Here is a 26,917-nt window from a genome sequence, read left to right on the forward strand (position 1 = left end):
CCATTGCCGCCGACCCCCTTCATCATCCCATGCGCCGGGGTCGTTGCGTCACGTCTCAGATGCGCGCCACATAGCGCAGATTGTGCGATATGAAAAGCATAGACAGAAATCGCGCCTGAAATATCTAATGATCAAATGAAAAACGCCCGCTGACAGGATCAGCGGGCGCTTCAAACTGATAAAGGCAAAGATTAGCGGCGGATACCCAAACGCTCGAGGAGCGACTGGTAACGCGCTTCGTCTTTCCCACGCACATAATCCAGCAACTTACGGCGCTGAGCAACAAGCTTAAGCAAGCCGCGGCGCGAATGGTTGTCTTTGGCGTGAGTTTTAAAATGCTCAGTCAGCGTAGTAATGCGCGATGTCAGGATCGCGATCTGCACCTCGGGGGAACCAGTGTCGCCCTCTTTGGTGGCAAATTCCTTGACCAAACGGTTCTTTTCTTCAGCAGTAATCGACATCGGGCTCTCCTTTACATTAGAGGGTTGCAGCACAGGCCGGGATGTCGTCCAGCAAGGCCATTTCCCCAAAGCGCAAGCGCCATGGATTGCGGCCACATAGGGGGGAATCGCGGAAATGAAAAGGCTTTTTTGATCTGTGCCGCACAGGTCTGTTAACCTTGAGCGCAAATTTTTATCCAAAACCTTGGCGATGTATGGCATCTTTCAGCCTTGCCATGCTCCGTTCATCGGCGCTTGGCATCACGCATCTGCTGCTGCCATAGCATCAGATTTTGCCATTAGGGCAAGGTTCGCGCCACATCACGCAAATCCGGTGATCTTTTGAGGGTGTCGCATAATGTGCGGGAGTGGGTGATGCTTGCGCTTACGGGTTTGATCAGTTTGATCGCGGCAGGCTATGCCGCTGCAGGTATGTTTGACCTGCAATTGGATGAGGCCGAAGACGGGCCTGCGGAAAATGATCCGCAGATCACACCCCTGACCCTAAATTCTGCCCCGCTTGGGTTTTTGATCATGGGGGGCGAACAGCCTGACGCATTGATCGGCAGCGATGGTGACGATGAAATTCTCGGCGAGGGTGGTGATGACATTTTGCTCGGCGGTTTGGGACGGGACGTTCTATATGGCGGCACGGGCGATGACCTGATTGGTTTAGCTCGCGATGATGTGGCGTTTGGTGGCTTCGGTGCAGATACATTCGCGCTGTCCATTGATCCGCTCAATGGCTCCGACCAGCTTCCAGAAATCGCTGATTTCTCCCGCGGCGCCGATAAATTGGTGGTGAATTTAGCAGGCGACTGGGGCAGCGCCCCGACCGTCACCTATGACAACACTACCCTTCCTGGAAATATCACGCTCTATGTCAATGATATGCCGGTTGCATTTCTCAGCGACCTCTCCGAGCTATCAGTTGATGACCTTGAATTTAATCTCCCCGATGGCGTGAGCATCGCCAACATTGCGCCGCGTTTCCCCGATCTGCTTGGGCCGAACACACCACCTGCGCCCACTGGGCCAGTTTCTTCCCCAACACTTAATCTGCCAGAGGCCAATACCCCAGACCCAAGCCTCTCCGATTTGATTGACGAAAGCCTCGCACCCGCCGTTGAGGCGCGCGCCGACATGGCCGACAATCTTGGCCCCGTCTCAAACGATGCAATAACGGGCAGCGATGGGAATGACACAATCACAGGCGGCCTCGGCAATGATGCAATATTTGGAAATGACGGCAATGACATCCTCCAAGGCGGGGAAGGCGCGGATGAGTTGGTTGGGGATGGCGGCGATGACGGCATTCTTGGCGGCGCAGGAAATGACTTTATTGACGGCGGCGAAGGCAATGATGCGCTGATCGGTGAAACGGGGGATGATTACATCCTCGGCGGGGAAGGCGATGACATCATTCTCGCGGGCCTCGGCAATGACAGCCTCACGGGCGGGGCAGGTCATGATCTCATTCTGGGCGGCGCTGGCAATGATCGCATTGACGGGATCGTTGATGAGGCCGCAGGGGGCAGCGCTGACGATTTATCAGGCGATGAGGGTGACGACACCATCATCGCAGACGCGGGTGATACCGTATTCGCGGGCAGTGGCGCAGATTTAATTATCGCGGCACCCTTGCTGCAACAGGCAGGCACCGCTGCACATATCCTAGACTTCGACCCTCGAGAGGATCGGATTGAACTTCTCTATGATCCGACCACAAACCCTGACCCAAGCCTTGAACTGCGTGAAATAGATGGCAGGACAGATGTCTATCTTGATGGCAATCTCGCCCTATCGCTGAGCCAGATAACGGGTCTAAATCCCGACAATATCCATCTGCGCGCGATTGGAGGCGCGTCCTAAAGAAAATGCGCCCGTAAGGCGGCCAAAACCGCCTCGGGCTGTTCTTCGGGCATGAAATGGCCTGTATTGGCCACGGCCTGCCCCGTCACGTTTTCCGCCCATGCCCGCCAGATCCCCAAAGGATCACCCGTGCGCGCGGGAAAGCCTGCCTCAGCCCAGAGAAAGCAGAGGGGCGCCGTGATCATCCGACCCGCCGCCCGATCTTCTGCATCCAATCCGCGATCAAAGAATGCGCCCGCGCGGTAATCGTTGCACATTGCTGCAATGCGCGCGGGATCAGCCGCTTGGGCGCGATAGGCGGCCAAGGCCACGTCAGAAAAGGCACTTAGATCCTTGGCATATGTCCACGAGGCCAATGTCCAATCCATATAGGCAGGCCCATCTGCTGCGATCATCCGCTCGGGCAAAGGGGCGGGCTGCGCAAGGAACGTCCAGTGATAGGCCTTCATCGCCAATTCCGCATCCCATGCCGCCCAAAAATCAACGGTCGGAACGATTTCCAAAATCGCCAAACGATCCAGCCTACCAGGATGATCCAAAGCAAAGCGATAGGCCACGCGTGCGCCGCGATCATGCCCCGCAATATGGGCCTTTTCGATGCCGAAATGATCCATAACCCCCGCCACATCCAAGGCCATCTCACGCTTGGAGTACATGCGATGTTCTTCATCGGCGGCGACAACCTCACTCTCACCATAGCCGCGCAAATCAGGGATGATCACATGAAAATCGCGGGCCAAATCGGGCGCGACCTTTGACCAGCACATATGGTTTTGAGGATAGCCATGCAGCAAAATCAAGGGCGCACCATGACCGCCATGATGCACTGAAAGCGTGATCCCGTTGGTTTTGATGTGTTCCTTCACAAAACCTGAAATCGCGCTGTCCATCGGTGCCTCCAAGATCAATTCCACAAAATTGGCGTGGTCGAATACGGAATATAAAGCGGGTGTTTGGGATGACCTTCCTTCGACAATCCCAAATGGTAAAGCGGTTTTTCAACGTGGCGCAGCAATGCCGCCACCTGTGCCCCCCGCCCCAAAAACGCCCCATGCGCCCCCCATGCACAGATGATCTGATGCGCTGCAGTTGCGCATTCTAAAATGGCATCATCATTGGCAGGCCCAATCGGATCAGCGGCGGCACGCATCGCGCGGGGGTCTGTGTCGCGCCATGCAAAAATATTCACCACTGTGAAGCTGCCAAACCCAAGCGCGCGCGCACGCCGTTCGCAGCGCTCGACTGTGGGGTCGTTTTGCGTCTCGGTCGCGGTGGAGGGGTTCAGCATCACAAACCCCACGCGCTGGCCGTCCCCCTCCCAAATCCGCGTGAGGCTATAGCGATAGGCCTCACAATCGGAATAGACTGCCTCTGACGCGGCATCACCCTTTTGGAACGCGCGGCGGATCACAGGTTGAACACGCGGCTTGGATGCAGCTCGCCCCCCATATACCGCCCAATGGCAACAGGCCGCCCCTCAAAACTGGCCCATGCTTGGTCACCATAATTGGGTGCGGCATCCATCACCTGCCCAGGGTTTCCAACCCGCAGGCGCTGCGCGCCTTCTGAGGTTGCGCGCAAATGTGGCAACCCGTCCAACGCATGTTCAAGCGGCAAGAGAGCCGCATCAAGCGCCGTGGTTTTCGCGGCCAATTCAACCTGTTCCAAGCTCACAGCATCGTCCAAGTCGAAAGGCCCCGACCACAGACGGCGCAACCACGCAACATGGCCATAACAGCCCAATGCGGCACCCAAATCTCGTGCAATCGCGCGCACATAACCCCCCTTGCCGCAGACCATCTCCAAGACCGCAGACTCAGGGTTTTTGCGCGAAACCAGATCAAGCGTCTCAACGTAAAGCGGCCGCGCGGATAGTTCCAAATCTTCGCCCGCCCGCGCCAAGGCATAGGCGCGTTGGCCATCGATTTTCACAGCTGAATATTGCGGCGGAATTTGCGTGATATGCCCCCGAAACGCGGCGAGGCCCGCACGAATGTCGTCATCACTCGGCCTCAGGTCAGAGCGGGCGATCACCTCGCCTTCGGCATCATCAGTATTGGTCGCCGCGCCAAAGGTGACTTCAAACTCATAGGCTTTGAGGGCATCAGTGATGTAAGGCACCGTCTTGGTTGCTTCGCCAAGCGCCACCGCCAAAAGACCTGTCGCCTCAGGATCAAGCGTGCCTGCATGGCCCGCTTTATTCGCATCCAACGCCCATTTCACTTTGTTCACCACAAAGTTGGAACTCACCCCCGCAGGTTTATCGACAATCAACCAGCCTGAGATGTCGCGTCCCCGTTTGCGCCGTGCCATGCGTGATCCTTCCAAAATCCAAGAGGGGTCGCGTTACTCTAGGCCTGTTTGCGCGTCAACCACAGCCCCTAAGATCGGCCCAAGGGGCAAACCGAAATCCGCGCGCCCCAATTGCGGCGCATAGAAGCGGGATACGTTTCCATCCAAAAACAGCGCGTTGTTGATGGCGAAATGATCCCGAAACACGCGGGCAAATTGGTGGAATGTGACAGGCGCATTAGAAATCACCGCCACAACAGATGTCCCCTCCATTCGAACGCCAACGCCGTTACGAATATATCGCGATGTGCTGTCGGGCAAAAAGGCAGGATGCAAAGCACCATCAATCACCAACATCGGGCCAGATTGTGTCGCATATTCGCAAACGGGTGGCGCGGCTTCAAAGCTGCGCGCCTCAATCACCGCGGCCTTCCCTGCATTCAGGCAGAACACGCCATTTGGCAGAAGGCCAAAATTACCTGGCCCATCAGATGTGATGATCCGCATCTCCTCTCGGCCTTGCTCAACATAAAGACCGACAGGTCGGCGATCAGGGTGATACATCCCGCCATTCATCGCAAAGGCCAAAACCTGATTTTCAGGCAAGCTGTCTGCCACATTGAGGAAAGACCCAAAAATCTCGCCCGCACCATCGCGTAGAAAGAGCCGTATCTGAGCGCGGGTCAGATCAATTTCACAAGCGGTGAAGGGCGTGTCCTCAAAGCGGAAATCCGCACAAGATACAGGCGCCTGATCCGCCCATAGGACTGCAGGCCCACCTCCGCCCAGCGCACATAAGGCGCCCAAAAGCAGTGATTTAATTTTCCCCGTCATCGCGATCTGGGGCCTCGACATCGCGGCGCACTTTTTCATCGGCAAACATACGGCGCGTCTCGTCCATGCGATCAAAGGTTTCATCAATCAAAAACCGCAGGTCAGGGGCATATTTCAGCGTCATCTCACGACTGATGGCACGGCGTAATTCGCCCGTGTTGCGCCGCAGCGCTGTCAGGGCTTCCTCGCGCTGACCACCGCCCAACGGCATCACATAAACATGCGCCACTTTGAGGTCTGGGGTCGCGCGCACTTCGCCCACTGTGATTGACAGGCGATTAAGCTCTGCATCATGCACTTCGCCGCGGTTCAGCACATCGGACAGAGTGCGGCGGATCAATTCGCCCACGCGCAACTGGCGCTGTGACGGGCCTGGCCCCTCATGGAACTTGTTCTTTGCCATCCGCACTCTCCTAAGTCTTTCTCGCATCTAGGCGATCATGGCCCGTCTCGCAAGCGCGGGCTTTCCGATTTGCATCGCTTGGGGTAGAGGGAATGGAACACAGGAGGATGGCATGAGCGAGTCAATCGGGATCATCATTACAGGCGCATCAGGCCGCATGGGGCGGATGTTGATCGAAACCGTAGAGGCCAACCCCGGCACCCATTTGGTCGGCGCCACCGAACGCGCAGGCCATACATGGATCGGTCAGGATTTGGGCGCAGCCATGGGGCGCGGTGAGATGGGTGTGCCAGTCGTGGACGACCTTCTTGAAATTTTGCCCAAAGCCAAAGCCATCATCGACTTCACATCGCCTGAAGCCACGGTGGCGCATTCAGTTTTGGCGGCCCAAGCCCGTGTGGCCCATGTCATTGGCACAACGGGCATGGATGATGCAGCGCTTGCAAAACTCAAGGCCGCCGCTCGCCATGCCACCATCGTGCGCGCGGGCAATATGAGTCTTGGGGTCAACCTGCTCGTGCAGATCACCAAACAGGTGGCCGCTGCATTGGATGAGGATTTCGACATTGAAATCGTGGAGGCGCATCACAACCGCAAGGTTGATGCCCCTTCTGGCACGGCCATCATGCTCGGCGAAGCCGCCGCAGAGGGGCGCGGGGTTTCCCTTGCAGATGTCCGCGATGCAGGCCGTGACGGGATCACGGGCACGCGGGAGGCGGGCGCAATAGGTTTTTCCGCCATTCGAGGCGGCGATATTGTCGGCGAGCATGATGTGATCTTTGCGGCCGCAGGGGAACGTCTTGTCCTGCGCCATATTGCGACGGATCGCGCCATTTTTGCGCGCGGCGCCCTTAAGGCCGCTATTTGGGCACAAGACCAAGGCCCAGGTGAATTTTCTATGCTGGATGTGCTTGGACTGTGATCTAAGCCGCTCTATCTTTCGTAACACAGCAATAGATGTTGGTTACGGAGCAGACTATGCTGAACAGATTGGCGCTCGGCACAATGCTTGGTGTCTTGATTCTGGCGGATGCCGCAGCGGCGGAAGGCTTTACGCCCGTGACGGATCGCGCAAGGTTCGTTTCTTTGATCGAAGGGCGCGAACTTACCCGTTTTGGCATTCGATTGACGGTTGAGCCTGATGGCGACATCACGGGCCGCGCCTTTGGACGCCCAGTTACGGGGGATTGGGCGTGGCAGAATGGCTATTTCTGCCGCAATCTCAGCTTTGGCGCAGAGCCATTAGAATATAATTGCCAATTGGTGGAGGAGCGGGAGGGCACCCTGCGATTTACGGCTGATGAGGGTGCAGGCATCTATGCTGACCTGACACTGCGCTAGGCGGCAGGGCCCGCATCAAAAATCAATGGCGATGCCTTTTTTCTCCCAATCGCCATAGCGCACGGGTTCGGGGCCATCGCGCCCCCCAAGCTCCTTGGGCAATTCTACCGCTTCCGCCTCAGCGCGGCGGGCTTCCGCCTCAGCCAAGGCCCGCTGTGCAGCAGGCGGCAGGTCACGCTTGTCCGTCTTAGTCTCACTCATTGCGGCCTCATAGCGCAGCAAAAGGGCTGCACGATTGATCTCTGTCTCCCCCGTGATATACGGCAGCGAAACCCAGAAACAAGGATATAAAATGGCGCGGACACGCGAAGAGGGTCGCCAAGACACCCAAGGTTTAGGCCCCCGCAAGGCCGCATTGGCCATTTTGCGCGCGGTTTATCTTGACCGCCAGATGGTCGCTCATCTCGACCAACCGCGCGGTCTTGCCCCCGAGGATCGCGCCCGCGCCGAGCGTTTGGCGCAAACGGTGCTGCGCCACACAGGCCGCATTGACACCTTGCTGTCAGCCTATCTCGAGCGCCGTCCACACCCATTGGCCCAAAATATTTTGCGCCTTGGGGTTGCAGAACTGTTGCTTGATGAAGCCGAAGCCTATGGCGTGGTCAACGCGGCTGTTGCCATCGCCAAACAAGGCCGCGCAACAGGCGGCGCGGCTGGTTTGATCAACGCTGTCCTGCGTAAGGTCGATCAAGAAGGGCGCGCAAGATGGGCACAACTGGCCCCACAAACCTTGCCCGTTTGGTTGCGCAAAGCGGTTGGGGGGGCATGGGGCGAAACCGCAACGCGCGCGATTGAAGCCGCGCATGAGGCAGGTGCGCCGATTGACATCACCTTACGCGACCAAAGCGCCCCGTTCGAGGCAGGTGAACCCTTGCCCACAGGCAGCATCCGATTGCCGCGCCAAACCCAAATATCCACGCTAGGCGGCTATGAGGCGGGTGCGTTTTGGGTGCAAGATGCCGCCGCCGCCCTTCCTGTGAAGCTCTTGGGCGATGTGTCAGGGCAACCTGTGCTTGATCTGTGCGCAGCACCTGGCGGCAAGACCATGCAGCTTGCAGCAGCAGGGGCGAAGGTCACCGCTCTTGATTTGTCGAAACACCGTATGGGCCGCGTGCGTGACAATCTACGCCGAACGGGCCTGTCGGCGGATATGGTCACGGCTGACGCGTTGGAATTCAACAGTGGCCCTTGGCCTATCATCCTGCTTGATGCGCCCTGCTCGGCGACAGGAACAATAAGACGGCACCCTGACCTGCCCTTCGTTAAATCTGCCCGTGAAGTGGAAGCGCTGACGAAGCTGCAAATGCAAATGCTTGATCACGCTATATCGCTTTTGGACACAGGCGGGCGCATGGTGTTTTGCACCTGCTCCCTCTTGCCCAATGAGGGTGAAAACCAAATCAAAGCTGCGCTGAAACGACACCCTAACCTCGCCGTCTTGCCACTTGATCCCAAGGCACTTGGGGTTGATCCTGCATGGATCAGTGCCGAAGGCGGTCTGCGTATCTTGCCGCATTACTGGCAAGATCGTGGCGGAATTGACGGATTTTACATGGCGCTTTTGCAAAAGCGGTGACAGCGCGGGTTCAAGCCGCTACACAAGACAGACCGCTTGGCCAGCTGCTTGAATTATACGCATAATGACATCACTCCCGCTCCCGATCAGGGGATCGCAATCGGTGCCTGCCTTACCCGTTTCGCAACCTCATCAGGCTGCGGGCCGTGTTCATTTGGGGCTCAGCATCGCGGATTTGCGGTGGCTGCTCAGCCCCAAGGCCCTTGGTATCATTTGGCAGCCCGCGCCTTTTTCCCTGCCCAATCCACTGCGCGGGCAGCAGATTTTGGCGGGCAATTACGCAGGCGCGAGTGGCTTGATTTCCTTGGCAGGTCACGCGCCGTGGCAGCACGCAGCTGAGGTGGCCGCGCATGGGTTTGACTGGCTTGATGACCTTGCCAGCTTGGGCAATCGCCCCGCGCGCGATCTGGCGCAGGCATGGCTTGCCCTTTGGATCCGCGACCATGACCGCCCCTTTGCGCGCCAAGGCAAGGCTTGGACATTAGAGGCCATCTCTGCGCGCCAGATCAGCCTATTGACCCATGCGCATTTTTTAATGGCTGGACAAAACACCGCTGATCGCAAGGCGATGTTCAAACTTTTGGCGCGCCAAACGGCCTGGCTTCGTCATGAGGTGACACGCTGCCCTGACCCTGTCGCGCGACTACACGGCGCAACCGCTTGGGTATTTTCGACTGCAAGCCTCATGGGGATGGAGGGGGTGCGACCCAAAGCGATACAGTGTCTTGAGAAAGCGGCCGCTCACCTCAGCACTGCGCCTGAGGCCGATCTTCCCCGTAATCCTGCAAGACTTGCTTCGGCCTTAGCGGATTTGGTTTGGATGCGCGCGGTTCTAGGTCGTGCCGCAACCCCTCAGGCGGTGCAGCAGGCCATCACGCGCCTCTCTGATTGCGTCAGTGTTCTGCGCCCACCCCACGGCGCTTTGGCCCGATTTCATGGGTGCGATGGGCGCGCACCTGCCCTTTTGTCTCAAATCCAAGATCGGGCTGATGAGGGGCGTAAGCCCGCAGCCCTACCCCGTTTCAGCCGTGCAGCGGGCTATATTCGCCTCAGCTGCGCCACATCTTGCCTGATATTGGACGCAAGCCCGCCCCCCCTCAAAAGGGAAGGGGATCTGGCCCATGCAAGCACGAATGCAATGGAATTTAGCGTCAACCGCTTGGCCTTTATCACCTCCTGCGGGACAGGGGCGGGGTTTGGGCCAGATTGGATGCGCGCGGGCCGCGCCACACAAAGCCACTCCACCGCCTGTCTCGCGGGTCGCTCCTCGGCGGGATTGGATGGTGCAACCTTGATTGGGGGTGCGACAAAGGTCGCTCAAAGCTCAAAACCCACCCACGGCGCCGAGCGCGTGGCGGTTTCTCATAATGCGTGGCAAGCAGACTGGGGCCTGCACCACATTCGCGCCCTGACCCTATCCCATGATGGGATGCGCCTTGAGGGTGAAGATGCATTTGCGCCGCGCAATGAAGAAGATCGTGCCATTTTTGCGGCCCGCATGGCCCAAACCCCTAGGGGCAGCTTGGGCTTTAGCCTCCATTTCCACGTGCATCCCACGGTCACAGCACAAAGCGACATGGGCGGACGGGCCGCCTCGTTCCTATTGCCAGATGGGCAAGTTTGGGTCTTGCGGCCAAGCGAAGGCGCAGAGCTTGTTTTGCGCCCTTCGGTTTACTTTGATCCCGACCATCGAAATCCACGCGCGACAAAACAGGTGGTTCTCTTTTCCACGCTAGCAGATTATGGGGGCGCCATCGGATGGTGTTTTCTGCGCGCCCAATAGCACGGGGGCATCATGCGACCCCGTGATTGATGCAAATGCCAAGGAAACCCCATGACCGATCTCGCCCCCCTCTCCCGCGCCCTGATCTCTGTTTCTGACAAGACGGGTCTGATTGAGTTTGCTACGGCCTTGGCCGCACGGGGGGTTGATCTTTTGTCGACAGGTGGCACAGCCAAAGCCCTGCGCGAGGCAGGTCTTGCGGTGCGTGATGTCTCCGAGGTTACAAAATTTCCTGAAATGATGGATGGCCGCGTCAAAACCCTGCACCCGATGGTGCATGGCGGCTTGCTAGCTTTGCGTGACAATCCTGATCACCAAGCCGCCATGGCCGAGCATAACATCGCGCCGATTGATCTATTGGTGGTCAATCTCTATCCGTTCGAGGCGACTGTTGCCAAAGGGGCAAGCTACGAAGACTGCGTTGAGAATATCGACATCGGCGGGCCCGCGATGATCCGCGCTGCCGCAAAGAACCACGGTTTTGTCAGCGTTGTGACCGATCCCGAAGATTATGCCGCCCTTCTGGCCGAGTTGGATGCGCAAAACGGCCAAACCACGCTGCGCTTCCGCCAAACTTTGGCGCAGACAGCCTATGCTCGCACCGCCGCCTATGATGCGGCTGTCTCAACTTGGATGGCAGATGCTTTGGGGGATTCCGCACCGCGCCGCCGTGCTGTGGCAGGGCGTTTGGTGCAGTCTTTGCGTTACGGCGAAAACCCACATCAAGCGGCGGCCTTTTATACCGATGGCACAGGCCGTGCGGGCGTTGCCACCGCGAAACAGCACCAAGGCAAAGAGCTATCCTACAATAACATCAACGACACAGACGCAGCCTTTGAATTGGTCAGCGAGTTCTTGCCCGAGGGCGGCCCTGCCTGTGCGATTATCAAACATGCCAATCCCTGTGGCGTTGCCCGTGGCGCAAGCCTGACCGAGGCCTATTTGCGGGCCTTTGACTGCGACCGCACATCGGCCTTTGGGGGGATTATCGCCTTCAACCAACCGCTTGATGGCGCGACTGCAGAGGAAATCACAAAGATCTTCACCGAGGTTGTCATTGCCCCCGGTGCAGATGAGGAAGCGCGCGCCATTTTCGCCGCCAAGAAAAATCTGCGCCTCTTGACCACAGATGCGCTTGCAGACCCAAAAGCAGCCGCGATGACGATCCGCCAAGTTTCAGGCGGGTATCTGGTGCAAGATAAAGACAATGGCCAAATTGATCTGAGCGATTTGAAAGTCGTGACCAAACTCAAACCATCCGATGCGCAGCTCACTGATTTGCTGTTCGCATGGAAAGTAGCCAAGCACGTCAAATCTAACGCGATTGTCTATGTCAAAGACGGCGCCACTGTTGGCATCGGCGCAGGCCAGATGAGCCGTGTCGACAGTTCGCGCATTGCCGCGCGCAAGGCGCAGGATATGGCCGACATCCTTGGTCTTGCGCAAAGCCCTGCGATTGGTTCAGTTTTGGCCTCTGACGCTTTCTTCCCCTTCCCTGACGGTCTGCTGTCGGCTGCAGAGGCAGGGGCCAAGGCGGTCATCCAACCGGGCGGCTCCATGCGCGATGACGAGGTGATCGCTGCCGCCGATGAGGCAGGCCTTGCGATGGTCTTTACAGGAATGCGCCATTTCCGTCACTAAGGGGGCCATGATGACCCGTTTAACACTTATTGCCGCACTGTTTTGGATCATCCTTGATCAGGCCAGCAAATGGATCATGCTTTTGGTGCTTGATCTGGATCGTGTTGGTCAGGTCTTGGTCATGCCGCCCTATCTGAATTTCATCATGGGTTGGAACCGCGGGATAAATTTTGGCCTCTTCGCCAACAGCCCCGACCTTCTGCGGTATGGCTTGATTGCTTTGGCGCTTGCGGTTTCCGCGTGGATGATCCAGCTGGGCCGCAACAGCCAGAGCAAACTTAGTGCGATTGCGGCGGGCTCAGTGGCAGGTGGGGCTTTGGGAAATGCGTTTGACCGCCTCTATCACGGGGCGGTTGTGGATTTCCTGAACATGTCCTGCTGCGGGATCAATAACCCCTATACGTTTAATATCGCAGATATCGGTATATTTGCGGGTGTGTTCGGGTTGCTCTTGTTTTCGAATGACTAAAAGCCCAAGGTATGAGAGAAACCTTGGCATGACGTGGCGCTTTGTGCCATGGAGGATTTTATGAGCCGCAAACCGCATATTCTCCTGACCTTTTGCGCCCTGATGGGCCTTGCCGCCTGTTCACAAGGCGACCCATCTTTGATGAATTTACGCGCCAATCAATCTGGCCCAGATGAATTTGCCATTTTGCCAACACGCCCCATTGAAATCCCAACGGATTTGGCGGCGCTCCCCGAACCAACACCCGGTGGCACAAACCGCACCGACCCAACCCCTGAGGCAGATGCAATTGCCGCGCTTGGCGGAAATGCCGCGCGCGGCGGTGGTGTGACCAACAGCCTTTTGGCCCATGCGACACGCTTTGGTATTGAAGAGGGCATCCGCGACCAATTGGCTGCGGAAGATTTGGCCTTCCGCCGTGACAATGATGGGCGGCTCTTGGAGCGGGTCTTTGGCGTGAATGTCTATTACCGCGCCTATCGCCCGATCTCCTTAGATCGTTATGCCGAACTTGAGCGTCTGCGCCGTGCGGGCATTCGCACCCCCGCCGCACCCCCCGAGCCGCAACCTCAGTAAGCCCGCATTGATCATCACTTTGTGACCGCGCCCTTGCGCGCGGCTGATTGAACCCTGTGCAGCGGCGGCCTATCTGTTTTTGCACATAGGCCAACCTAGGAGGAATTATGCGCAGGATCATTGCGGCTTTAGTGGGGCTTGCATTGCTGCCAATCGGCACAGGCTACGCGCAAACCTCTGGCGATGTGACGAGCTTTACCTTGGACAATGGCATGGATGTGGTTGTGATCGAAGATCACCGCAGCCCCGCCGTTGTGCACATGGTCTGGTATCGCACCGGCGCGGCAGATGAACCTGAAGGCAAATCAGGCATCGCGCATTTCCTTGAACATTTGATGTTCAAAGAAACAGAAACCCGCGAAAGCGGAGAGTTTTCGCGTATTGTCGAAGAAAATGGCGGCGATGATAACGCGTTCACCTCGTGGGATTATACGGCCTATTTCCAACGCGTGGCCGCTGACCGATTGCCCTTGATGATGGAGCTTGAGGCCGACCGCATGGCCAATCTGCGCCTCAACCCTGATGAGGTAGAGACCGAGCGCAGCGTGATATTAGAAGAACGCGCACAGCGCACAGATAGCAATCCAGGCGCGCTATTTAACGAAGAATTCCGCCAATTGGCCTATCCAACCCACCCTTACGGCATTCCGGTCATCGGGTGGCGCACGGAAATGGAGACGCTCAGCCGCGAAGATGCGTTGGCCTTTTACGAAACCTATTACGCCCCAAATAACGCGATCCTTGTTGTGGCAGGTGATGTGACCCCTGAGGAGGTGCGCAGACTGGCGCAAACCCATTACGGCCCGCTCGCTTCTGCAGAATTGCCCGCCCGCGCGCGGGTCGAAGATACCACCCTTCCACAAGATCAACGATTTGAATTTGCCGATGAACGGGTCGCGCAGCCTTATGTGATGCGCAGCTATCGCGCGCCAGAGCGCGACCATGGCGCGCAGGAAGACGCCGCAGCCCTCAGCCTGTTGGCTGAGATCTTGGGGGGTGCCCCTTCTACCTCCGTCTTGGGGCGCGCCTTGCAATTCGACACTCAGCGCTCAGTCTTTGCGACTGCCTATTACTCGGGCCTCAGCCTTGACGACACACAATTCACCTTGATCAATATGCCAAGCGCGGGCGTCACCCTTGCAGAGGCGGAAGCCGATCTGGATCAGGTCATTGCAGAGTTTCTAGAGCGCGGGATTGATCCAAACCAGTTTGAACGGATCAAATTTCTATATGAGGCCTCGGATATCTATGCGCGCGATAATGCTTCGGGGCTTGCGCGGCTTTACGGGATGGCCCTGACCTCAGGGCTTGAGGTGGAAGATGTCCAAAACTGGCCAGATGTGATTGCGGCCACCACGATGGACGATGTTATGGATGCGGCGCGGGCGCTGTTTGCAGATGCACCACGCGTGACAGGCTATTCGACCCAAGCACAGGTGGCGGAGAATTGATCATGCCTTTCGTCAAACATATCTCTGCTGCACTTTTTGCTGTTATCTCCCTCGTCACACCGCTGCGCGCGGAAATTCAAATTCAGCCTGTCCTCAGCCCCAATGGCCATAGCGCATGGTTGGTTGAAGATCATTCGATCCCCTTTGTGGCGCTTGATATTCGCTTTGAGGGCGGCACGAATTTGGATGAACCCGGCAAACGAGGGGCGACCTATATGATGACAGGCCTGCTTGAGGAAGGCGCAGGCGACCTCACGGCACAGGGTTTTGCCGAGGCTGTGCAGGGCTTGGCCGCCGAATTTTCATTTTCATCCTATCGCGATACTGTGGCCATCAGCGCGCGCATGCTGACGGAAAATCGCGATGCGGCGGCTGCACTTTTGCACGAGGCCTTAAGCAATCCTCGCTTTGATGCCGATGCCGTTGAACGGGTGCGGGGTCAAATTCAGTCAATACTGGCAAGCCAAGCGCAAGACCCAAATGCAATTGCAGGCCAGACATTTAATGCCTTGGCCTTTGGCGACCACCCTTATGCATCTGCCGAAGAAGGCACCCCAGACAGCATTGCGTCCTTGACCCGCGATGATCTGATCACGGCCCATCGCAATGCTTTGGTCACATCACGGGTGTCCATTGGCGCATCGGGCGACATCACTGCCGAGGAATTGGGCGATCTCATTGACCGCCTTCTTGAGGGGTTGCCACAGACAGGGCCTGCTTTGCCGAGCATGGCAGGGTTTTCACCAAACACACGCCAAGCCGTGATTGACTATCCAAGCCCGCAATCCGTGATCCTTTTTGGGATGGAGGGGATTGCGATGGATGACCCCGATTTTTTCCCTGCCTTCGTGTTGAATGAAATCATTGGGGGAGGGTTCCGCGCGCGGCTGATGGAAGAACTGCGCGTAAAGCGTGGGTTGACCTATGGGGTTGGCACAAGCCTCTCGACAGCCGATTGGCAGCCCATGTGGCTGGGACAATTCTCCTCATCAAACGCCACCGTTGGCCAAGCATTAGAGCTGGTCGATCAAATCCTGCGCGATGTCGCGGAAAATGGCGTAACTGATGAGGAATTACTGCGCGCCAAACGCTATATGACGGGGGCCTATCCCCTGCGCTTTGACGGAAATGGATCCATTGCAGGGATCATGGCAGGGATGCAGCAAAGCGGGATGCCGATTGACTATATCGCGAACCGCAATGCCTTCGTTGAGGCGGTCACATCTCAGGACATCGCCCGTGTCGCAAAACGGCTTTTGGATGTTGATAAAATGCTGACCGTGGTTGTGGGGCAGCCCGAAGGGCTGAACACCGCCCCCTAACGCGCGTTCCATTTCCGAATCGTGCAGGCGCGTGCTACTGATAGTGGCATGGGAAAGCCTGACCACAACATAAATGCCAATGAAGCCGTAGCGCGCCCGGTGATCCGCCAGCTTGATGAAGCGGCAATCAACCGAATCGCGGCAGGCGAAGTCGTGGAGCGGCCCGCCTCCGCGGTCAAGGAATTGGTGGAAAACGCGATAGATGCAGGGGCACGGCGGGTCACAGTAGAAATTGCACATGGCGGCAAAACCTTGATCCGCGTCAGTGATGATGGCTGCGGCATGGGGCCTGAAGATTTGCCCATGGCCCTCTCCCGCCATGCGACATCCAAGATTGACGGCTCAGACCTGTTGAATATTCAAAGTTTCGGCTTTCGTGGCGAGGCGCTGCCCAGTTTGGGCGCGGTTGGCCGCCTGACCATCACCAGCCGCGCAGCTGGTGAGGATGGCCATGAGATATCTGTCTCGGGTGGACGGCAAGAGCGGATCAAGCCCGCCTCCATGCCACTTGGCACGGTGGTGGAATTGCGCGATCTGTTTTTCGCAACCCCCGCGCGACTGAAATTCCTCAAGACCGAACGCGCCGAAACCCAAGCAATCACCGATGTCATCAAACGCCTCGCCATGGCCGAGCCCAGCGTTGGGTTCCAATTGATTGATTGCAGCGATGGCCGCCGCACTCTGTTTTCCGTTGATCCCGAAACAGGGGATCTGTTTGATGCGCTTTCCAGTCGATTGGGCCAAGTAATGGGCCGCGATTTTGTGGATAACGCCCTTCAGATTGACGCAACCCGCGAGGAAATCCGCCTCATCGGTCTGGCAGCCCTGCCAACCTATTCTCGTGGCTCTGCGGTGGCGCAATATCTTTTCGTCAATGGTCGCCCCGTGCGCGACAAGCTTTTGATCGGGGCGCTGCGTGGGGCTTATGCCGATTTCCTCAGCCGCGATCGCCACCCTGCTGCGGCGCTCTTTATCGAATGCCCACCTGAACGGGTGGATGTGAATGTGCATCCTGCAAAGGCAGAAGTGCGGTTCCGCGAGGCGGGTGTCGTGCGGGGGTTGATTGTCTCTAGCTTGCGCCATGCCTTGGCCGAGGCGGGCCATCGCGCATCAAGCACAGTGGCCGCAGAAACCTTGGGCGCCATGCGTCCCGAGGGTGGCGCGCAGCCGCAGCTCTATCAAGGTGGCTACTCGGCACCACAAACGCGGCCCAGCACCTATCGCAGCGCCTATGCGTTTCAAGCGCCCGAACAGGTTGGCCTCTCTGAAACAGCCCCCCAATTTGACGCCCCATCCCACCGCGTGGCAGATCCTGATCCTGCGCCCTCTTTTGCCGAAAAGAGTCATCCTTTGGGGGCGGCCGCGGCACAACTGCATGAGAATTACATCATCGCCCAAACCGCCACGGGCCTTGTGATCGTGGATCAACACGCCGCCCATGAACGCTTGGTTTATGAGCGGCTGAAAAAACAGATGGCCACCAACGGCGTGGCGCGGCAAGCTTTGCTGATCCCTGATATTGTGACCCTTGGGCCTGATGCCGCCATTCTTTTGGATCACGCTGACAGTCTTGCACAATTTGGTCTGATCATTGAGCCCTTTGGCGAAGGCGCACTTGCCGTGCGCGAATCCCCTGCCATTCTGGGTGCGGTCAACAGCGAGGCACTGCTGCGCGATATTTTGGACGAGATTGCTGATATGGGCGAAAGCCAAATGGTGCAGGCTCGGATTGAGGCGATATTGTCACGCGTGGCCTGTCACGGATCCATCCGTTCGGGGCGTGCGATGCGCGTGGAAGAAATGAACGCGCTTTTGCGCGAAATGGAGGCCACCCCGCATTCTGGTCAATGCAATCATGGCCGCCCCACATATGTGGAACTTGCCTTGAGCGATATTGAAAAACTTTTTGGTCGCAGGTGAGTGATGCAGCTTGATCTGTCCAATCCAATAATCCTTGGCGCACTCATTGGAGGTGTGATCCTCATCGCCCTTTTTTGGGTGACCCTTGCAGGGGTAAAAGCGGCCAATCGATCGGCTGCAATGATGGAACCCTTGGCCCGCAACCTTGGCGGTCTTGAAGCACGGGTTCAATCTCTTTCCGATGGGCAACAGCAACTGTCGGGCGGACTTGCGCAGGTGGTTGATCTGCAATCCAAGACCCAAGCGCAGATGTTGCAGGCCATGGAGCGCCGCCTTGAGGAAGTGCAAAAAGGTATGAGTGAGACGCTGCACGGCACATCAACGCGCACAGCCCGCAGCCTTGGAGAATTGCAGCAGAAGCTCGAACAAATCGATCGGGCGCAGGCCAAGATTGAGAAACTGTCAGGCGATGTTTTGGGCCTTCAGGACATTCTTTCAAACAAGCAAACGCGCGGCGCATTTGGCGAAATTCAGCTCAATGATATTGTCTCAAAGGCGCTGCCCAGTGACAGCTACGCGTTCCAAGCGACCCTCTCAAACGGCAAGCGCGCCGATTGCTTGATCCATCTGCCCAAACCCCCTGGCCCGATTGTGATCGACAGCAAATTCCCACTAGAGGCCTATGAGGCATTGCGCGCAGCAAAGACCGCGCAAGAAACCCAAGACGCCGCCCGCGCCTTTCGCACATCTGTGCGCGGCCATATCAAGGCAATTTCTGAGCGCTACATTCTTGAGGGTGAAACTGCCGATGGCGCGCTGATGTTCCTGCCATCCGAAGCGGTTTATGCAGAATTGCACGCCAATTTCCCTGAGATTGTCCGCGAAGGGTTCGCGGCACGGGTCTGGATTGTATCCCCCACCACTTGCATGGCCACGCTCAACACGATGCGGGCGGTTCTCAAAGATGCACGGATGCGCGAGCAAGCGGGCGCGATCCGCAAGCAACTGGGCCTGTTGCATCGTGATGTGGAACTGGTGTTCGAGCGGGTGAATAAGTTGAACACCCATTTCGGGCAGGCGCGCAAAGATATTGATGATATTTCAATCGCCGCAGAACGCGCAGGCAAACGGGCGATCAAGCTTGATAATTTCGATTTCGAAGAAATCGCCCCTGACCCAATGCCACCGCTTCCCGATAAATAGATCAGCTCCGCGCGAAAACATGGGCGAGAATTTTGGTTAATTCCTGCACATCCGTTTCGGTGAAGGCATCCGCCTGATCGCTGTCGATGTCAAAAACCGCGATTAACGCGCCCTCGGCATCAAAAACGGGCAAGACCAGTTCGGACAAGGTGCTGCTTGAACACGCAATGTGATCTGGAAACGCGTTCACATCTGCAACCAATTGCGGGGTGCGACTGCGCGCGCAGGCCCCGCAGACCCCGCGCGAGAACGGGATCACCAAGCACCCATGCCCTCCCTGATAGGGGCCAATTTTAAGAGTTTCGGGCGCGGTGACGCGGTAGAACCCAACCCAATCAAACCGCGCATCGGCGTGATACACCTCACAGGCGATGGTGGCCATCAGGGCGATTTGATCAGTTTCACCATGGGTCAGGCTGTCAATCGTTGCGGCTAGGGTCGGATAATCCATCGGGGGCCTCTTAATGCTTGGCCTCGATATAGGCCATCCTGGGCGGCAAAGAAAGCTGCGCTTGGTAACCTTTCAGCAAGGAATTCGGACTAGCCTTTTGGTTGTGTTACCCTCTCCATAGGTGATGAAATGGATGTGCGTCTGGATATTGAACCCATCCCTGACGGGTTGATTGTAAAGGTTTGCGCCAGTCGGGTGGCTGCTGCCGCTGCCTTGGCCTTCCGTGATGCCTTTCGACAAGCCACCGCAAAAACCGAAGGTGCGCGGGTCATTTTAGATATGGAAGATGTGACCTTCCTAGATTCCAGCGGTCTTGGCACGCTTGTCGCCATGCGCAAATCCCTTGGACAGGATCGGCAACTTGAACTGACAAGCCTCTCCCCCTTGGTGGATAAGGTTCTGCGCCTGACGGCGATGGATAAAGTCTTTGCAATTCAGCCAAATAAGACCGCAGCGCTGAACCAAAGCGCATGACAACAGGGATAGATATTCAAGCATGCGGGGGCGCAACGATATGATGTGGAGTTTGACAAGCCATCCCCAGTCAGTGCGGCAAACATTGGCACAAATTTGCACCTATCTGCGCGAATGCGACCTTGATGAAGGCCAGTGCTTAAATGTTGAATTGGTCTTGGCGGAAGCGCTGAACAACATTTGCGAACACGCTTATGCAGGGGCCGATGATGGACGCATTTTGACAACGATTTCCTGTCGGGGCGCAGAGGTGCAGTGTCATATCACCGATAAAGGGCGCGCGATGCCGAACCTGACACCCCCTCTTGGTGGGTTCCGCGACCCCGACAGCTTTGCCTTTGATGAACTGCCCGAAGGTGGATTTGGCTGGGGCCTGATCCGCGCGATTGCGCAAGACGTCCAATATGAACGGCGCGATTTAGAAAATCATCTTTTCCTAACCATTGCAGCTGAATTGGAACAAAGCCCACAATTGGCCTGTAGACTTGTCTAAATTTGGCCAACACTGCCACAAAATCACCTTGGCCTGATCATAGCCGCGGCCAAATTCGCAGCCATTAAAGCAGGGTAGCGCTTATGCTTCCCCCGATGGTGCGTTTTTATCGCCCCCACTTGTTACGCATCATCGGGGTTCTTGACCACTTGCAGCGCCCCCCATTCCCGCTAGTTTTGCTAAAATCCTTTCGGCAGGAGCAGGGACAATGATGCGTGATTTCCAGAAGCAAGGGCGCTCAGCCTTGATTACCACCCAAGGGGCGGTTGCAACCTCGCACCCGCTCGCCGCCAAAGTGGGCGTGCAAATCTTGGAACAGGGCGGCAATGCGATGGATGCCGCCATTGCCACAGCGATCCTCTTGGGGCTCTGTGAGCCACAATCAACAGGGCTTGGCGGCGATTTATTCGCCATGGTGTCCTATGAGGGTCAGAAGGATATTATTGGCCTAAATGCATCGGGCCGCGCGCCAAAGGCGTTAGACGCAGCAGCGCTGCGTGCGGCAGGGCATCGCTCTATTCCGCTCGACAATATCAATGCTGTGACCGTGCCAGGGGCCGTTGATGGATTTTGCCGCCTTCACCAAGATCATGGGACATTACCGCTTGAAGACATCCTCGCCCCTTCGATCTTCTATGCTGAACATGGCATTCCTGTTGCACCGCGCGTGGCTTTCGATTGGGACGAGGCACGCGATACGCTCCGCGGTCGGGCCCGCGACATGTATATGTGGAACGACCAACCGCCCCAAATTGGCGCGCGGTTCACGGCCCAGGGGCAGGCTGAGGTGCTGCGCCGCATCGCGCGCGAAGGTCGCGCAGGGTTCTACGAAGGCGAAGTGGCCGAGGATTTGGTTAACTCCCTGCGCGCCCTTGGCGGCAGCCACAGCCTAGAGGATTTCGCGACCACAGCCTGCGATTACGTCACCCCAATCTCGACCCGCTATCGGGATCATGACTTGATTGAATTGCCACCCAATGGTCAGGGTGCAACCGCGCTGTTGTTGGCCAATATCCTTTCCCAGTTTGACATCGGCGCAATGGATCCTTTCGGTGCAGCCCGCGCCCATATCGAGGCCGAAGCGACCAAACTGGCCTATGATGCACGCAATCGTTTTATCTCTGATCCTGATCACCTGACCCGTTTGGATCATATGCTGTCAGATCAAACCGCACAGGCCTTGGCAGGCTTGATTGATCCCACGCGCGCGATGCCTGACCCACATCAGGCCTCAGGCGCAGTGCATAAGGATACGGTATATCTCAGCGTGGTTGATAAAAACCGCATGGCCGTCTCAATGATCTATTCGATCTTCCATTCCTTTGGCTCGGGCTATGCTTCTGATAAGTTTGGTATTTTGTTTCAAAACCGCGGCGCGGGCTTCTCACTACAAGAGGGGCACCCGAATGAGGCCATGGGCGGCAAGCGTCCCTTGCATACCATTATTCCCGCCTTCTTACACTACCCTGACCAAAGTTTGATGCCCTTCGGGGTCATGGGCGGCGCGTATCAGGCCACAGGCCACGCGCGTCTGATCACCAATATCATCGACTATGGGATGGATGTTCAAACTGCGATTGATGGTGCGCGCAGCTTTGCGGATCAAGGCAAATTGCAGCTTGAGCGGGGATATAGCCCGCATGTGGCCGATGATTTACGTAAATTGGGCCATCAGGTGATCGACCCCTATCGGGCCATTGGCGGCGCGCAAGCCATTAAAATTGACGCAAGCTCAGGGCTTTTGATCGCAGGTTCGGATCCCCGTAAAGACGGTCTTGCCTTGGGGTATTGAGATCAATTCAACTGGTAATCCAAAGGATAGGCCCCGTTCTGAAACTCACCGAACAATTCGGGCAGATCGGGGTGATCCACGGGTTCGCCCGTATCGTCAATCTCAAGGTTTTGTTCGGAAACATAGGCCACGTAGTAGCTATGATCATTTTCCGCCAGAAGGTGGTAAAATGGCTGCTCCTTGATCGGCCGCTTGTCCTCGGGGATGGAGTTATACCATTCCTCAGTATTCGAAAACTGGGTGTCGATATCAAAGATCACCCCACGAAACGGGTGCTTCTTGTGGCGCACGACCTGCCCAAGATTGAATTTAGCATGCCGTTTGAGCATCTAGACCCCCTATGATCCAACGCGCACCGTAATCCTGTCGCCCTTGTTTGTCCATGACCCGCAATGCAGATCAGGCGAAACAGATTGTTGAAACAAAGGATGCGGATCATGCGGGAATTTATTTTCATTTCAGCGTAACTGGCGTATGATTTCGCCACAAAAAGAGAGCAGTCCAATAAAGGATCAGGCATATGAACCGCTTTGCGTTGCTTCCGCTGGTGTTGGCGCTCGGCGCCTGCGTGGGATCAGCCACCCCGCCACGCAATGTGGACAATGCCTGCGCAATCATCGAAGAACGCCCCTATTATCTAAGCGCCATGCAGGCCACCGAGGCCAATTGGGGCGTCCCTATCGCGGTTCAGATGGCCACGATCTACCATGAAAGTAGTTTCGTCAGCAACGCACGAACCCCGCGCCGCTATGCGCTTGGGGTCATCCCTGCAGGGCGGCAAAGCTCAGCGTTCGGTTACAGCCAAGCCCTTGATGGGACATGGGATGAATACCGCGATGACACAGGTCGGCGGTTTGCCAGACGCACCGATATCTCCGATGCCACCGATTTCATGGGGTGGTATATGAACCGCTCGCGCGAAAGAAACGGCATCGCGCTGACCGATGCGCGCAACCAATATCTGGCCTATCATGAAGGTCATCGTGGTTATTCACGCGGCACCTATCGCAACAAGGCATGGCTTATGCGCGTGGCAGATCGTGTCGAAGCGCGCGCCGCGCTCTATGATCGGCAACTGGCAAGCTGCACCGCGATCCAAGGCTAGCGGCTGCGCTGTTCCGCCTCAAAGGTCGGGCTGAACAGAAAATTCGAATAATCCTGCCCAAAGATGAAATCACCCAGCGCGACCACAACAGTCTCGCCATATTCATTGCGGGTCATCCATTGCACAAGGCGCACAGGCGCATCCGCAAAAACCAGCGTCAATTCCCCCGCCTCTGGGCGGTCTTGATCACGGGCCACCACACGGGTGGTGCCATCTTCGGCTTCTCGATGATCAACCACCAAATCCGAAGTCGCGAGAGACACGTTGCGACCCAAAATCAAATCAAGCGGGGTGACGCTTAACGGATATTGCAAGGGCTGCGCATCGGTCAGGTCTTCAAAAATCGCAACTTGCCCGCCGCCCACAACGACCAGAACATCGCTGTTATCATACTCAAATCGCGCCCGCCCCGGGCGGTGCATGAAAAGACGCCCCGTCACCTCGGTGCCATCGGCATTATACTGCGTGAATGGTGCTTCCGCTGTGCGAATGCCTGCAAAATAAGCCGACAAATCTGCCAAGGAAATCGGGGCCGCCGCCGCGGGCAGGGCAAAGAACGCGGCCCAAACGGCCATGGTCACAAATGGTTTTTTCATGCCCCATCCATAGCGCGAAAGCACCCTCAATGACACGTCACATTTCAGCGAGGGCTCAGCCCTGTTCAGGCACTAAAATCTCACGCTTGCCGACATGATTGGCGGTTGAGACAAGACCTGCCTCCTCCATCTGTTCGACCAAGCGTGCGGCCTTGTTATAGCCAATTCCAAGCTTGCGTTGGATGTAGGAGGTCGAGCATTTCCGATCGCGCACCACCACGGCCACAGCCTGATCATACAGCGCATCTTCGCCGTCCGTATTGCCGCCAAGACCAAGCACTAGATCAATATCGCTTTCCTTGTCCTCATCAGGGCCATCCAAAACGCTAGCGGCATAGGCGGGAGGGCCAAAGGATTTCAGATGACGCACGATTTCCTCAACCTCTTCGTCACTGACAAATGGGCCATGAACGCGGGTGATTTTGGAGCCGCCCGCCATGTAAAGCATATCGCCCATACCCAAAAGCTGCTCTGCGCCCATCTCGCCCAAAATGGTGCGGCTGTCGATTTTTGAGGTCACATGGAAGGAAATACGCGTTGGGAAATTGGCTTTGATCGTGCCTGTAATCACATCAACCGAAGGGCGTTGTGTCGCCATGATCAAATGAATGCCGCTCGCCCGCGCCATTTGTGCAAGGCGTTGAATGCAAGCTTCGATCTCTTTGCCTGCAACCATCATCAGATCGGCCATTTCGTCCACGATCACGACAATGAACGGCATGACCTCGGGCTTGAACTCTTCGGTTTCGAAGATGGGCTCACCGGTATCCTCGTCAAAGCCCGTTTGGACAGTGCGCTTGAACATTTCGCCTTTGGACAGAGCATCGCGCACGCGGCCATTATAGCCTTCGATATTGCGCACCCCCATTTTCGACATTTTGCGATAGCGCTCTTCCATCTCACCCACGACCCATTTCAAAGCGACAACCGCCTTCTTGGGGTCAGTCACAACGGGGCTGAGCAGATGCGGAATGCCGTCATAAACCGACAATTCCAACATCTTGGGGTCAATCATGATCATGCGACATTCTTCAGGGCGCAGTTTATACAGCAGCGAGAGGATCATGGTGTTAATCGCCACCGATTTCCCCGAGCCTGTCGTGCCCGCAATCAGCAAATGCGGCATCTTGGCGAGATTGGCCACAACAGGTTCGCCGCCGATTTCCTTACCCAAAGCCAAAGGCAGCTTGTGATTGCCATCGCCAAAATCGCGGCTCGACAAGATTTCGCGCAAAACCACCTTTTCGCGGTGCGAATTGGGCAATTCGATGCCGATCACAGAGCGACCTGGAACGGTTGAGACCCGCGCAGAGAGCGCCGACATTGAGCGGGCAATATCGTCAGCCAGACCGATCACGCGGCTGGCCTTTAGGCCTGGTGCGGGCTCCAACTCATACATCGTAACAACTGGGCCGGGGCGGACGCTGACAATCTCACCTTTGACGCCGTAATCATCCAACACGTTTTCCAACATCCGTGCGTTTTCTTCGAGGGCCTCATCGGACAAATGAAAGCGTTCAATGGTGGTCGGGCTGGACAACAAAGAGAGTGGCGGGAATTCATATTCCATCTCGCGCGCCTCTAAGGGCAAGGAGGGCTGCGCATCCGCCATTGCCTGACGAGAGGGCGCGGCGGCCTTTTTGGGGCTGTGCTGCACCACGCGCCGCGCTTCTGCCCCAGTGCGGGCAGGATGCGAAGCAACAGGCGTATAGTCCTCATCTCGCGGCGACACGCTAAAGCTTTCATCATCGTCAAAACCATCGGCGAAAATATTGTCGCTGTCATCCTCATCGGCATAAGGGTCATAATCTTGCGCAATCTGTGGATCAGCCACACGCGCAGAGGTAGAAAGCGGAGGAACCTCGCGATAAATCTCGCCTGCAATTTGCGAGGGGCTTTGTGCGGTCAATGGTGGCGCCACGCGCTTGGCAGGATTGGGAATGCCATCGGTTACCCGCAACGCCTCAGGCCGCGCAGAGGTCGCACGATTGCGCACCGCGTTTGAGATTTTTTCGCGCAGGCGCGCATTCTCATCGGTCGCAAGGGGCGGTTGCTGCGCCACATCTGCGGTGCGATCTTCGCCACCGCGAATGGCGCGCAAAATGGGCACGCGGTCAAACAATCCTTGTTGCGCAGGGGCTTCGGGCGCTGCGATTTGAGGGGTCGAAAATGGCACCTGCAGCGCATCATCGTCATCCACCAACAGATCATTGGAGGAATATTGCGCCGCACTACGCGGACTTGGCGCGCGCATGCGCCCGCCGATTTGGCCACTCATTTGGCTGACGCCGCGACCGATACCTGCCGCCATTCCCGAGGCGCCATTGCTGGCGTGGAAAAGCGCAATCAATCCACCACGGGTAAAGAGGCGCAATTCAGAGCGCGTCACCCCAAGCGCATAGCCTGACAAACCAAGGCTTGCCGCACCCATAGCGATACCCAAAACGGCGATAGACATAGTCATCGAAACGGGCAGGATATTGACCAAAACCCCCATCACAGTGTCGCCAAACAGCCCGCCCAAACTAAAACTGTGCTGCCATCCCGAACTCGGTGGGAAGCTGACCATGAACACAGAACAGGCAGCAATCGCAAATGGCAGCATAATCAAGCGCGACAGCGCGCGCTCTTCGCCTTTGTGCAGGGTCAAGCGCAGACCCCAAACAACCAAACCCGCCGCCATCAAATAGGATGCATAGCCAACAATCATGATCAGAATTGCAGACATGGACGCCCCAAAGCGGCCCAGCAGGTTCTGTGGCGGCGTATCTGTTGCGACCATCCAATTTGGGTCATTTGGCGTATAGCTGACCAACATGGCCCCAACCGCAATCCCTGCAAGCACCAACATAAGGCCAAGCAGTTCCTTGCCACGCCGTTCCAATGCCTCTTGCATCGGGGCGTCCAGAAGGGGGTCACGTTGTCTGGTTTGATACGCCATTC

At 56.9% G+C, this 26,917-nt stretch carries 27 protein-coding genes; 16 read left to right on the plus strand and 11 right to left on the minus strand.

From position 1 onward, the window contains the following. Nucleotides 1–191 precede the first annotated feature (191 nt). Complete coding sequence (rpsO, locus tag AAC620_RS11200; protein WP_317656736.1) at nucleotides 192–461, minus strand: 30S ribosomal protein S15; 270 nt, start codon at nucleotides 459–461, stop codon at nucleotides 192–194. 354 nt (nucleotides 462–815) lie between these two features. Here rpsO and AAC620_RS11205 point away from each other — a divergent pair, with 354 nt between their 5' ends. Continuing rightward, nucleotides 816–2,312 carry a calcium-binding protein gene (locus AAC620_RS11205; RefSeq protein ID WP_340245039.1) on the plus strand — a complete coding sequence of 499 codons (1,497 nt, stop codon included), beginning with the start codon at nucleotides 816–818 and terminating at the stop codon, nucleotides 2,310–2,312. On the opposite strand, the gene AAC620_RS11210 is transcribed toward AAC620_RS11205, so the two are convergent. The 5 genes from AAC620_RS11210 to rbfA are packed head-to-tail and all read right to left on the minus strand — an operon-like array spanning nucleotide 2,309 to nucleotide 5,841. Next, nucleotides 2,309–3,226, minus strand: a complete 918-nt coding sequence (locus tag AAC620_RS11210; RefSeq protein WP_340245041.1) for an alpha/beta fold hydrolase — start codon at nucleotides 3,224–3,226, stop codon at nucleotides 2,309–2,311. The genes AAC620_RS11205 and AAC620_RS11210 overlap by 4 nt on opposite strands. Further along, entirely contained in the window at nucleotides 3,217–3,723 is a 507-nt protein-coding gene (locus AAC620_RS11215; RefSeq protein WP_340245042.1) for a DUF1643 domain-containing protein, read from the minus strand. The genes AAC620_RS11210 and AAC620_RS11215 overlap by 10 nt, the downstream gene beginning before the upstream one ends. Then, nucleotides 3,720–4,625, minus strand: a complete 906-nt coding sequence (truB, locus tag AAC620_RS11220; protein WP_340245043.1) for a tRNA pseudouridine(55) synthase TruB — start codon at nucleotides 4,623–4,625, stop codon at nucleotides 3,720–3,722. Before truB ends, AAC620_RS11215 begins: the two co-directional genes overlap by 4 nt. A 33-nt stretch (nucleotides 4,626–4,658) precedes the next feature. Further along, entirely contained in the window at nucleotides 4,659–5,438 is a 780-nt protein-coding gene (locus tag AAC620_RS11225; RefSeq protein ID WP_340245044.1) for a phosphodiester glycosidase family protein, read from the minus strand. Continuing rightward, the gene (gene rbfA, locus AAC620_RS11230) at nucleotides 5,422–5,841 is read right to left on the minus strand and encodes a 30S ribosome-binding factor RbfA (RefSeq protein WP_340245046.1); all 420 of its coding nucleotides are present in this window, start codon (nucleotides 5,839–5,841) and stop codon (nucleotides 5,422–5,424) included. Before rbfA ends, AAC620_RS11225 begins: the two co-directional genes overlap by 17 nt. A gap of 112 nt (nucleotides 5,842–5,953) precedes the next feature. Here rbfA and dapB point away from each other — a divergent pair, with 112 nt between their 5' ends. Continuing rightward, complete coding sequence (dapB, locus tag AAC620_RS11235) at nucleotides 5,954–6,763, plus strand: 4-hydroxy-tetrahydrodipicolinate reductase (RefSeq protein WP_340245048.1); 810 nt, start codon at nucleotides 5,954–5,956, stop codon at nucleotides 6,761–6,763. Nucleotides 6,764–6,819: 56 nt separating this feature from the next. Further along, nucleotides 6,820–7,182, plus strand: coding sequence for a dihydrodipicolinate reductase (locus AAC620_RS11240; protein ID WP_340245050.1), 363 nt, complete (start codon nucleotides 6,820–6,822; stop codon nucleotides 7,180–7,182). Nucleotides 7,183–7,197: 15 nt separating this feature from the next. Here AAC620_RS11240 and AAC620_RS11245 read toward each other — a convergent pair whose 3' ends face one another. Then, nucleotides 7,198–7,383, minus strand: a complete 186-nt coding sequence (locus AAC620_RS11245) for a DUF1674 domain-containing protein (protein ID WP_317656745.1) — start codon at nucleotides 7,381–7,383, stop codon at nucleotides 7,198–7,200. 91 nt (nucleotides 7,384–7,474) lie between these two features. Between AAC620_RS11245 and AAC620_RS11250 the strand changes: the two genes are divergently transcribed. The 9 genes from AAC620_RS11250 to AAC620_RS11290 all read left to right on the plus strand — a co-directional run bounded on the left by AAC620_RS11250 (nucleotide 7,475) and on the right by AAC620_RS11290 (nucleotide 19,063). Beyond that, nucleotides 7,475–8,758, plus strand: coding sequence for an RsmB/NOP family class I SAM-dependent RNA methyltransferase (locus AAC620_RS11250; protein ID WP_340245051.1), 1,284 nt, complete (start codon nucleotides 7,475–7,477; stop codon nucleotides 8,756–8,758). Between the two features lie 64 nt (nucleotides 8,759–8,822). After that, nucleotides 8,823–10,541 (plus strand): heparinase II/III family protein, encoded by a 1,719-nt coding sequence (locus AAC620_RS11255; RefSeq protein ID WP_340245053.1) that lies wholly within the window; start codon nucleotides 8,823–8,825, stop codon nucleotides 10,539–10,541. Between the two features lie 51 nt (nucleotides 10,542–10,592). Next, nucleotides 10,593–12,182, plus strand: coding sequence for a bifunctional phosphoribosylaminoimidazolecarboxamide formyltransferase/IMP cyclohydrolase (gene purH / locus AAC620_RS11260; protein ID WP_340245055.1), 1,590 nt, complete (start codon nucleotides 10,593–10,595; stop codon nucleotides 12,180–12,182). Nucleotides 12,183–12,192: 10 nt separating this feature from the next. Continuing rightward, nucleotides 12,193–12,651: a signal peptidase II gene (lspA, locus tag AAC620_RS11265; protein ID WP_340245056.1), complete on the plus strand. Its 459-nt coding sequence runs from the start codon at nucleotides 12,193–12,195 to the stop codon at nucleotides 12,649–12,651. A 60-nt stretch (nucleotides 12,652–12,711) separates the two neighbouring features. Next, on the plus strand, nucleotides 12,712–13,227 hold the full coding sequence (locus AAC620_RS11270; RefSeq protein WP_340245057.1) for a DUF3035 domain-containing protein: 516 nt from the start codon (nucleotides 12,712–12,714) through the stop codon (nucleotides 13,225–13,227). Between the two features lie 107 nt (nucleotides 13,228–13,334). Beyond that, nucleotides 13,335–14,678 (plus strand): M16 family metallopeptidase, encoded by a 1,344-nt coding sequence (locus AAC620_RS11275; protein ID WP_340245059.1) that lies wholly within the window; start codon nucleotides 13,335–13,337, stop codon nucleotides 14,676–14,678. A 2-nt stretch (nucleotides 14,679–14,680) separates the two neighbouring features. Continuing rightward, nucleotides 14,681–16,000, plus strand: a complete 1,320-nt coding sequence (locus AAC620_RS11280) for a M16 family metallopeptidase (RefSeq protein WP_340245061.1) — start codon at nucleotides 14,681–14,683, stop codon at nucleotides 15,998–16,000. A gap of 48 nt (nucleotides 16,001–16,048) precedes the next feature. Beyond that, a complete protein-coding gene (gene mutL / locus AAC620_RS11285) occupies nucleotides 16,049–17,920 on the plus strand; it encodes a DNA mismatch repair endonuclease MutL (RefSeq protein WP_340245062.1) in 1,872 nt (623 codons plus the stop codon). A gap of 3 nt (nucleotides 17,921–17,923) precedes the next feature. After that, nucleotides 17,924–19,063 carry a DNA recombination protein RmuC gene (locus tag AAC620_RS11290; protein ID WP_317656754.1) on the plus strand — a complete coding sequence of 380 codons (1,140 nt, stop codon included), beginning with the start codon at nucleotides 17,924–17,926 and terminating at the stop codon, nucleotides 19,061–19,063. Nucleotide 19,064: 1 nt separating this feature from the next. Here the strand turns inward: AAC620_RS11290 and AAC620_RS11295 are convergent, their stop codons facing one another. Next, nucleotides 19,065–19,514, minus strand: coding sequence for a GAF domain-containing protein (locus tag AAC620_RS11295; RefSeq protein WP_340245064.1), 450 nt, complete (start codon nucleotides 19,512–19,514; stop codon nucleotides 19,065–19,067). A 129-nt stretch (nucleotides 19,515–19,643) separates the two neighbouring features. Between AAC620_RS11295 and AAC620_RS11300 the strand changes: the two genes are divergently transcribed. The 3 genes from AAC620_RS11300 (at nucleotide 19,644) to AAC620_RS11310 (ending at nucleotide 22,273) form a co-directional block, all read left to right on the plus strand. Continuing rightward, nucleotides 19,644–19,988, plus strand: a complete 345-nt coding sequence (locus AAC620_RS11300; RefSeq protein WP_340245066.1) for an STAS domain-containing protein — start codon at nucleotides 19,644–19,646, stop codon at nucleotides 19,986–19,988. A gap of 40 nt (nucleotides 19,989–20,028) precedes the next feature. After that, a complete protein-coding gene (locus AAC620_RS11305) occupies nucleotides 20,029–20,481 on the plus strand; it encodes an ATP-binding protein (protein ID WP_340245068.1) in 453 nt (150 codons plus the stop codon). A 211-nt stretch (nucleotides 20,482–20,692) separates the two neighbouring features. Beyond that, nucleotides 20,693–22,273, plus strand: coding sequence for a gamma-glutamyltransferase family protein (locus tag AAC620_RS11310; RefSeq protein WP_340245133.1), 1,581 nt, complete (start codon nucleotides 20,693–20,695; stop codon nucleotides 22,271–22,273). 2 nt (nucleotides 22,274–22,275) lie between these two features. Here the strand turns inward: AAC620_RS11310 and hspQ are convergent, their stop codons facing one another. Continuing rightward, nucleotides 22,276–22,602 carry a heat shock protein HspQ gene (hspQ, locus tag AAC620_RS11315; protein WP_317656758.1) on the minus strand — a complete coding sequence of 109 codons (327 nt, stop codon included), beginning with the start codon at nucleotides 22,600–22,602 and terminating at the stop codon, nucleotides 22,276–22,278. 191 nt (nucleotides 22,603–22,793) lie between these two features. Here hspQ and AAC620_RS11320 point away from each other — a divergent pair, with 191 nt between their 5' ends. Continuing rightward, nucleotides 22,794–23,378 carry a transglycosylase SLT domain-containing protein gene (locus tag AAC620_RS11320; RefSeq protein ID WP_340245070.1) on the plus strand — a complete coding sequence of 195 codons (585 nt, stop codon included), beginning with the start codon at nucleotides 22,794–22,796 and terminating at the stop codon, nucleotides 23,376–23,378. Here AAC620_RS11320 and AAC620_RS11325 read toward each other — a convergent pair. Both AAC620_RS11325 and AAC620_RS11330 read right to left on the minus strand, forming a co-directional pair. Beyond that, nucleotides 23,375–23,974 (minus strand): LolA family protein, encoded by a 600-nt coding sequence (locus AAC620_RS11325; protein ID WP_340245072.1) that lies wholly within the window; start codon nucleotides 23,972–23,974, stop codon nucleotides 23,375–23,377. The genes AAC620_RS11320 and AAC620_RS11325 overlap by 4 nt on opposite strands. Before the next feature lie 55 nt (nucleotides 23,975–24,029). Next, nucleotides 24,030–26,915 carry a DNA translocase FtsK gene (locus AAC620_RS11330; RefSeq protein WP_340245074.1) on the minus strand — a complete coding sequence of 962 codons (2,886 nt, stop codon included), beginning with the start codon at nucleotides 26,913–26,915 and terminating at the stop codon, nucleotides 24,030–24,032. Nucleotides 26,916–26,917: the final 2 nt, after the last annotated feature.

Source organism: Roseobacter sp. HKCCA2468, from assembly GCF_037805105.1.
Classification (GTDB): Bacteria; Pseudomonadota; Alphaproteobacteria; order Rhodobacterales; family Rhodobacteraceae; genus M30B80.

What these genes read in the sequence shown, in the direction of transcription:
- rpsO (WP_317656736.1), bottom strand. Translation starts at nt 461, where the DNA reads ATGTCGATTACTGCTGAAGAAAAGAACCGTTTGGTCAAGGAATTTGCC.
- AAC620_RS11205 (WP_340245039.1), top strand. Translation starts at nt 816, where the DNA reads ATGCTTGCGCTTACGGGTTTGATCAGTTTGATCGCGGCAGGCTATGCC.
- truB (WP_340245043.1), bottom strand. Translation starts at nt 4,625, where the DNA reads ATGGCACGGCGCAAACGGGGACGCGACATCTCAGGCTGGTTGATTGTC.
- AAC620_RS11225 (WP_340245044.1), bottom strand. Translation starts at nt 5,438, where the DNA reads ATGACGGGGAAAATTAAATCACTGCTTTTGGGCGCCTTATGTGCGCTG.
- rbfA (WP_340245046.1), bottom strand. Translation starts at nt 5,841, where the DNA reads ATGGCAAAGAACAAGTTCCATGAGGGGCCAGGCCCGTCACAGCGCCAG.
- dapB (WP_340245048.1), top strand. Translation starts at nt 5,954, where the DNA reads ATGAGCGAGTCAATCGGGATCATCATTACAGGCGCATCAGGCCGCATG.
- AAC620_RS11240 (WP_340245050.1), top strand. Translation starts at nt 6,820, where the DNA reads ATGCTGAACAGATTGGCGCTCGGCACAATGCTTGGTGTCTTGATTCTG.
- AAC620_RS11245 (WP_317656745.1), bottom strand. Translation starts at nt 7,383, where the DNA reads ATGAGTGAGACTAAGACGGACAAGCGTGACCTGCCGCCTGCTGCACAG.
- AAC620_RS11250 (WP_340245051.1), top strand. Translation starts at nt 7,475, where the DNA reads ATGGCGCGGACACGCGAAGAGGGTCGCCAAGACACCCAAGGTTTAGGC.
- AAC620_RS11255 (WP_340245053.1), top strand. Translation starts at nt 8,823, where the DNA reads ATGACATCACTCCCGCTCCCGATCAGGGGATCGCAATCGGTGCCTGCC.
- purH (WP_340245055.1), top strand. Translation starts at nt 10,593, where the DNA reads ATGACCGATCTCGCCCCCCTCTCCCGCGCCCTGATCTCTGTTTCTGAC.
- lspA (WP_340245056.1), top strand. Translation starts at nt 12,193, where the DNA reads ATGACCCGTTTAACACTTATTGCCGCACTGTTTTGGATCATCCTTGAT.
- AAC620_RS11270 (WP_340245057.1), top strand. Translation starts at nt 12,712, where the DNA reads ATGAGCCGCAAACCGCATATTCTCCTGACCTTTTGCGCCCTGATGGGC.
- AAC620_RS11275 (WP_340245059.1), top strand. Translation starts at nt 13,335, where the DNA reads ATGCGCAGGATCATTGCGGCTTTAGTGGGGCTTGCATTGCTGCCAATC.
- AAC620_RS11280 (WP_340245061.1), top strand. Translation starts at nt 14,681, where the DNA reads ATGCCTTTCGTCAAACATATCTCTGCTGCACTTTTTGCTGTTATCTCC.
- mutL (WP_340245062.1), top strand. Translation starts at nt 16,049, where the DNA reads ATGGGAAAGCCTGACCACAACATAAATGCCAATGAAGCCGTAGCGCGC.
- AAC620_RS11290 (WP_317656754.1), top strand. Translation starts at nt 17,924, where the DNA reads ATGCAGCTTGATCTGTCCAATCCAATAATCCTTGGCGCACTCATTGGA.
- AAC620_RS11295 (WP_340245064.1), bottom strand. Translation starts at nt 19,514, where the DNA reads ATGGATTATCCGACCCTAGCCGCAACGATTGACAGCCTGACCCATGGT.
- AAC620_RS11300 (WP_340245066.1), top strand. Translation starts at nt 19,644, where the DNA reads ATGGATGTGCGTCTGGATATTGAACCCATCCCTGACGGGTTGATTGTA.
- AAC620_RS11305 (WP_340245068.1), top strand. Translation starts at nt 20,029, where the DNA reads ATGATGTGGAGTTTGACAAGCCATCCCCAGTCAGTGCGGCAAACATTG.
- AAC620_RS11310 (WP_340245133.1), top strand. Translation starts at nt 20,693, where the DNA reads ATGCGTGATTTCCAGAAGCAAGGGCGCTCAGCCTTGATTACCACCCAA.
- hspQ (WP_317656758.1), bottom strand. Translation starts at nt 22,602, where the DNA reads ATGCTCAAACGGCATGCTAAATTCAATCTTGGGCAGGTCGTGCGCCAC.
- AAC620_RS11320 (WP_340245070.1), top strand. Translation starts at nt 22,794, where the DNA reads ATGAACCGCTTTGCGTTGCTTCCGCTGGTGTTGGCGCTCGGCGCCTGC.
- AAC620_RS11325 (WP_340245072.1), bottom strand. Translation starts at nt 23,974, where the DNA reads ATGAAAAAACCATTTGTGACCATGGCCGTTTGGGCCGCGTTCTTTGCC.
- AAC620_RS11330 (WP_340245074.1), bottom strand. Translation starts at nt 26,915, where the DNA reads ATGGCGTATCAAACCAGACAACGTGACCCCCTTCTGGACGCCCCGATG.